Here is a 6,223-nt window from a genome sequence, read left to right as displayed (position 1 = left end):
GCCGCGGCCGCAGCCGCGGTCACCCAGAAGATCCCAGTCGCAAGACGAGTCTTTACCTTGGCCATGAACCTAATCTACAACACGACTACGAATCGATGCGATGGGCAGATTTCTCGGAGTAGACGCGTATCGACGACTCCGAGCGCTTACGGGTGAGGGTTCGGATGGTGGCGGCGATACGACCGTCCGCGGCTTCCGGCTGCGGGTCTTCCCACCACGGGGCTCCGCGCTCGCCGAGCGCCGTCTTGGCGTCGTGCACCCGGCGACGGGCATCCTCATCCGAGGTCTTCACCGCTCGGCGCGCGGCCATGAGCTCGTCCACCAGCTCCTGGCGCAGGGCGTCGGGGATCGACGGGTCGGTCGCACGCCAGCGCCGCCCGTTCACGACGAAGTGGTGCCCGTCAGCCGTGCGCTCCGGCCCGGCATCCGCCGCCGCCGACTCCTCGCTGCTCATGCGGGCAGTCTGCCCGTGTCCTGCCGCATCTTCCATCCCCTTGACGCAGGCAGTGAGGGCGTCGCCGACGCGGGACGTCGTCCCGGGCGTCGGTGCTCAGGCGTAGAGCAGATCCGCGTCGACGGCCGCGGGCCAATCCGGTACCGCGAGCGTCGTCGAGTCGTTCCAGCGGCCATCGGCGATCTGACGAAACGCGCCGCGCACGCCGAAGAGCTTCTCCAGTGGCGTCCAGTCCGACTCTCCCGGCATCGGGACCAGTGACCTCTCGGAGAGGGAATCGGGGTACAGCTCGGCCAGCAGCGATAGGAGGCGCACTCCGGTGTGGACGGGGCGTATCGCCGTGGCATCGGTCACGTGCAGGATCACGCCCTCGCACTGCTCGCCCGCATGGTCGCGGACGAGAGGAGTGAAGCCATAGGGGGAGGCGGAGACCCCGGGGAGCTCGAGGGCGGTGATGGCCTGCGCAAAGTCCTCCGCGTCGATGAACGGTGCCCCGATCACACGGAAGGGCACGGCGGTGCTCCGTCCTTCGGAGACGTTGACGCCCTCCGCGAGACACGTCCCGGGATAGAGCAGGGCCGTCGCCGCGCTCGGCAGGTTCGGTGACGGTGGCGTCCAGCGCAGCTCCTCGCGACCGATCGCGGTGTCCTCGCGTCGCCAGCCGTCGACCCCGACGACATCGAGTGCGACGTCGATGCTCCGCGTGCGTACCCAATGACGGGCGAGTTCGCCGATGGTCAGTCCGTGGCGGATCGGCATCGACCAGCGTCCGACGAGCGACTGCGCCGCCTCATCGAGCATCGGGCCCTCGGCCTGTTCGAAGAGTCCGCCCAGGGGATTCGGGCGGTCGAGGACGAGCACGGCGACCCCCGCCTCCGCACAGGCCTCGAGCATGTGGCTCAAGGTCCAGACGTAGGTGTAGAAGCGGGCGCCGACGTCGGGAAGGTCCACCAGGACGATGTCGAGACCGGCGAGGTCCTCTGGGGAGGGGCGCACGGCGTTTCCGTAGAGACTGCGCACAGGGACGCCGGTGACGCGATCGAGTGCATCGCCGATGAGGTCGCCCTCCCGCGCGCGTCCGTCCATCCCGTGCTCGGGGCCGAAGAGCAGATCCAGCGACCATCCCTCGGCCGCGAAGGAGGCCCTCCCGCGCGTGAGGTGGGACGTGAGAGCCAGGTCATTGGTGAGCATCCCGATCCGGGCGCCGCGCAGCGTCTTGAGGAGGCGCGCAGGCAGGTCGTGCCGGAGGAGCCGGTCGATACCGAGGTGCATGGTCAGTCGATTCTGTGAGTGGTGACGGCGTCGAGGGTGCGCTGCAGGTTCGCCGAGATGGTGTCGTAGTCGGCCTGCGCGATGCGGGTGTAGAGGAAGTCGAGGATCGCGAGCTGCGCGATGCGGCTCGCCATCGCGCCGGAGCGGAACGTCGATTCCGACACCGCGGTGACGAGCACCAGGTCGCACGCTCTGGCCAGAGGCGACTTCGGGTTGTTCGTGATGGCGATCGTGGTCGCCCCGGCTCTCCCCGCGACCTGCGCCGCCTGCACGATCTCGAGCGTGCGTCCGGAATGGGAGATGGCGATCGCCACATCCCGCCCGTCCAGCAGCGCGGCGCCCGTCAGCGCGAGATGGTGGTCGGTGCGGGCCTGGGCGACGAGTCCTGCGCGGTGCAGCTTCTGCTCCAGATCCTGCGCGGCGAGTCCGCTGGAGGCGGCGCCGTAGATGTCGATGCGCCGTGCTTCGCGGACTTCGGCCACGCACCGCTCGAGTTCATCCAGGTCGATCTGTCGAGCCGTGCGTTCGATGGCTGCGGCCTCCGCGAAGGCGATCTTGCGGACCGTCGTGGCGACGTCGTCGTAACGGCTGACGTCGCCTGCAGACACCTGGAATCTCTCTTGATCGGACGCGCTGCGGGTGAGTTCCGTCGCGAGGGCCAGCCGTAGGTCGGGGTAGCCGCCGAACCCGACGCTGCGGGTGAAGCGGGCGACGCTGGCGACGGAGACCTCGCATTCCTCCGCCAGCCGGGTGATCGAGCTCTCGACGACCGTCTGGGGCTCGGCGAGGACGTACTCGGCGATACGGCGCTCCGTCGGGGTCAACTCGGAGAGACGCTGATGGATGGCTGTCACGACACTGTTCGGCACGTGCCCATGATGCCAGGCCGATGCCCGCTTCGAAAGGAATTTTCAGATTTGCTTGCATTTCTGGAAGAGATTGCCCACAGTGGGGCTTGGCGGCATCTCCCCACAACGGACATGCCGCATGACATCAACGTCACGCGACGTGTCCTCAGCTTCGAGGATGCATCGAAGGACGTTCCCCCCGAAGTAACGGCAGCCCCCGACGTGCCAGGCCGCTGCCACCGTCCGAGAGGAACATCATGCGAAACCGCCCCGTCCGCCTCGCATCCGTTGCCGGCATTCTCGTCGCCGGGCTCGCCGTCGCGGGTTGCGCCCCGGCCGCATCCAGCGGTGACGGCGAGAGCGATGTCACGCTGACCATCTGGTCGTGGCAGGCATCCTCGTCGCCCAAGTGGGAGGCCGTGTTCGACCAGTACGAAGAGTCCCACCCCGGGGTCACCATCGAGTTCGAGGGCTTCCAGCCGACCGAGTACAACCAGATCCTGGCGACCGGTCTCGAGGGCAGGGATGGCCCCGACATCGCCATGCTCCGCGCCTACGGCGGCATCCAGTCCGCGATCCAGTCCGAGCAGATCGTGCCGATCGACGACATCGTCGACGGGCTCGACCAGTTCGATCCGACGGTGTTGCGCGCGGCGCAGGGCAAGGACGACGGCAAGACCTACGGCGTCCCGTTCGCGTACCAGACGATGCAGATGTTCTACAACAAGACCATGTTCGACGAGATGGGTCTCGAGGAGCCCACCGACTGGGACGAGTTCATCGACCTGCAGGAGACCTTGCTGAAAGAGGGCGTGACCCCGATGGCACTCGGTGCCCGCGAGGACTGGGTGCTGCCGATGTTCCACGACATCATGGGCTCGGCGAACTACGGCGGATCCGAGTTCGAGGAGAAGGTGCTCGCCGGCGACATCGACTTCACCGACCCGACGTACGTGTCGTCGCTGCAGATCGTCAAGGACATGCAGAAGTACCTCGACAAGAACGTCAACGCGATCGCCGTCGCCGACGCCGTGCTGCAGTTCACCTCGGGGCAGGCGGCCCAGTGGCCCGGTGGATCGTTCGATCTGCCGACGTTCCAGAACTCCGCGCCCGACACGGAATGGGGCGTGTACGAGGTGCCCCCGGCCCCCGGCAGCGCTCTGGACCATGCGGTCACCCCGGGCTACGCCGACGGCAGCTTCGGCATCAACGCCTCCAGCGAGAACCAGGAGGCGGCGGCAGAGCTGCTGAACTGGATGACGACCTCGGAATTCGGTCAGCTCGTCGCCGATGAGGTGGACCAGTTCTCCGCCCTCCCCGGAGTGAAGTACTCCGACCCGCTCATGCAGGAGATGAACGAGCAGTACACCGCCAACCCGGCGCCGTACCTGCTGCTCGTCGACTTCCGCTACGGCGACCCGACCGGAACCGCGGTCCTGGGCCCGGACATCCAGGCGATGTTCCTCGGCGACAAGACGCCGGAGCAGCTCGGCGCCGACCTGCAGTCCGGGGTCTCCACCTGGTTCACCCCTGGTTCCTGATCCGAACACGAGGGGGCGTCGATCCGGCGCCCCCTCGCGGAGCGAAAGACACACCATGGCACTGACCATCCCCGTCCGGCGCGACCCCGCGAAGCGCGAGGGCACGAAGCGACGCACACGCGCAGGCATCGCCCTGTCCACCCCGACGGCCACCCTGTTCGTGCTGCCGGCCGCCGTGCTGTTCGCCGTGCTCATCCTCTATCCGATGCTCGCTGCGCTCAGCTATTCGTTCTTCGACTGGCAGGGCACGAAGCAGGGCGGTTTCGCAGGGGTCGCGAACTACATCACCCTCCTCACGAAGGAGCCCTACGCCTCCGAGCTGTGGAACGCGTTCGGGCACAACCTGCTGCTGTTCGCGGGTGCGCTGGTCTTCCAGAACTCGCTCGGCCTCGGTATCGCCACCCTGCTGCACCGCCGCAAGCGCACCAAGCGCTTCTTCCAGACGATCTTCGCGCTGCCCTACCTGGTGAGCCCCATGGTCATCGGCTACCTGTGGTCGCTCATGCTCTCGCCGCTGTTCGGCCCGGTGAACGCGATCCTCCGCGGTGTAGGCCTCGAGAGCCTCGCGCTTCCCTGGCTCGGCGACCCGCAGCTCGCGATCTGGGTGATCGTCCTCGTGAGCGCCTGGCAGTGGATCGGCTTCCCGATCCTGCTGTACGGCGCCGCCCTCGGCGGGATCCCGGAGGAGATCGAAGAGGCCGCCTCGCTCGACGGGGCGACCGCGGCGAAGCGTTTCCGCTACATCACGCTGCCCATGCTCACGCCCACGATCGGCATCATCACGGTGCTCACCTTCATCGGCAGCATGGAGGCGATGGCCATTCCTTTCGCGCTCGCCGGCTCGAACGGGGCGCCCGCCGGGTCGACCGACGTCATGATGCTCCTCTTCTACCGGACCGCCTTCGAATCGGGGAACCCGAACTCGATCGGCGTCTCCTCCGCGCTCGCGACCGTCCTGTTCATCTTCATCATGGTGATCTCGGTCGTGATCACCTCGACGATGCGTCGCGCTGAACGAAAGCTGTTCTGATGAGCACTGCCCTCGACACCCGTCCGGAGCCCACCACCGAAGCGATCGTCTCCGGTCGTTCCTCCGCCCCCCGCCGCCGCTCCAGCCGCACCGCCGATGCCCCGTTCATCGGGCGGTTGCTCGCGAACGTGTTCCTCTGGGGCTACGCGCTCGTCGCCATCGGCCCGCTGCTGCTGATGGTCAACAACTCGTTGCGCACACAGCAGCAGATCGCGACCGAGCCGCTCGGACTCCCGGTCCCGCCGACGTTCACGAGCTTCCAGAGCGCGTGGATCACCGCGTCGTTCGACACCTACTTCCTCAACTCGATCACCGTCACCGTCGGCTCGGTCATCGTCACGACCGTCGTCTCGGTGCTCGCCGCGTACGCGTTCGCGAGGGCTCGGGCGAAGTTCTTCCGTGGCATCGAGGCGGTCTTCCTGTCCGGGCTCATGCTGCCGGTGCACCTGGCGATCCTGCCGCTGTTCTACCTGCTCGACTCGCTCAAGATGACGAGCAACGTGTTCAGCCTGATCCTCGTCTACGGAGCCCTCGGCATTCCGTTCACGACGTTCGTGCTGACGGTCTTCTTCCGCGCGTTGCCGATCGAACTCGAAGAGGCCGCGCGCATCGACGGCGCCGGTCCGTTCCGCACCTTCGTGCAGATCCTGCTGCCGCTCGTGCGTCCGGCGCTCGCGACCGTGATCGTCTTCCGTTTCGTGCCGGTGTGGAACGACTTCTTCTACCCGCTGATCCTGCTGCGCGACCGGGACTCGTACACCCTTCCCGTCGGACTCACCCGCTTCTTCGGCGAGTACTCCACCGACTGGCCGCAGCTGTTCGCCGGGCTCACGATCGCGACGATCCCGCTCATCGTGCTGTTCCTGCTCGCGACCAAGCAGATCATCAACGGACTCACCTCCGGCATGAGCAAGTGACGGGAGAGCGGCCGTGGTGAACGGGGCGCCGGGATGAACTCCGCGAGGTCGGGTCGGTCGCGGTAGTACGCCTCGATGCCCCCGAGGATGTGGTGCAGGCGTGCGAGCGGCTCCAACTCGGAGCTGTTCCTGAGGAGCTCGTCGAAGAACGCGGTGTGATC

Annotated in this window: 6 protein-coding genes; 3 read left to right on the top strand and 3 right to left on the bottom strand. The window is 67.1% G+C overall.

Going from position 1 to position 6,223, the window contains the following annotated elements; all coding sequences use genetic code 11:
* Nucleotides 1-85 precede the first annotated feature (85 nt).
* From KZA10_RS06260 to KZA10_RS18590, 3 genes are all read right to left on the bottom strand, one after another.
* Nucleotides 86-454 (bottom strand): hypothetical protein, encoded by a 369-nt coding sequence (locus KZA10_RS06260; RefSeq protein ID WP_218682433.1) that lies wholly within the window; start codon nucleotides 452-454, stop codon nucleotides 86-88.
* A gap of 96 nt (nucleotides 455-550) precedes the next feature.
* On the bottom strand, nucleotides 551-1,726 hold the full coding sequence (locus tag KZA10_RS06255; RefSeq protein WP_218682432.1) for an exo-beta-N-acetylmuramidase NamZ domain-containing protein: 1,176 nt from the start codon (nucleotides 1,724-1,726) through the stop codon (nucleotides 551-553).
* Between the two features lie 2 nt (nucleotides 1,727-1,728).
* Nucleotides 1,729-2,595 carry a MurR/RpiR family transcriptional regulator gene (locus KZA10_RS18590; RefSeq protein ID WP_218682431.1) on the bottom strand — a complete coding sequence of 289 codons (867 nt, stop codon included), beginning with the start codon at nucleotides 2,593-2,595 and terminating at the stop codon, nucleotides 1,729-1,731.
* 236 nt (nucleotides 2,596-2,831) lie between these two features.
* On the opposite strand from KZA10_RS18590, the gene KZA10_RS06245 reads away from it, so the two are divergent.
* From KZA10_RS06245 to KZA10_RS06235, 3 genes are read left to right on the top strand one after another with little or no spacing between them, the layout of a single operon-like run.
* A complete protein-coding gene (locus tag KZA10_RS06245) occupies nucleotides 2,832-4,115 on the top strand; it encodes an ABC transporter substrate-binding protein (RefSeq protein WP_218682430.1) in 1,284 nt (427 codons plus the stop codon).
* A 55-nt stretch (nucleotides 4,116-4,170) separates the two neighbouring features.
* The gene (locus KZA10_RS06240) at nucleotides 4,171-5,145 is read left to right on the top strand and encodes a carbohydrate ABC transporter permease (RefSeq protein WP_055866355.1); all 975 of its coding nucleotides are present in this window, start codon (nucleotides 4,171-4,173) and stop codon (nucleotides 5,143-5,145) included.
* Nucleotides 5,145-6,062 carry a carbohydrate ABC transporter permease gene (locus tag KZA10_RS06235; RefSeq protein WP_218682429.1) on the top strand — a complete coding sequence of 306 codons (918 nt, stop codon included), beginning with the start codon at nucleotides 5,145-5,147 and terminating at the stop codon, nucleotides 6,060-6,062. Before KZA10_RS06240 ends, KZA10_RS06235 begins: the two co-directional genes overlap by 1 nt.
* Nucleotides 6,063-6,223 lie beyond the last annotated feature (161 nt).

The organism is Microbacterium sp. BF1 (assembly GCF_019279095.1).
Classification (GTDB): domain Bacteria; phylum Actinomycetota; class Actinomycetes; order Actinomycetales; family Microbacteriaceae; genus Microbacterium; species Microbacterium maritypicum.
The sequence above is the reverse complement of the archived record's forward strand: the minus strand, read 5'-3'. Positions and strand labels throughout refer to the sequence as shown.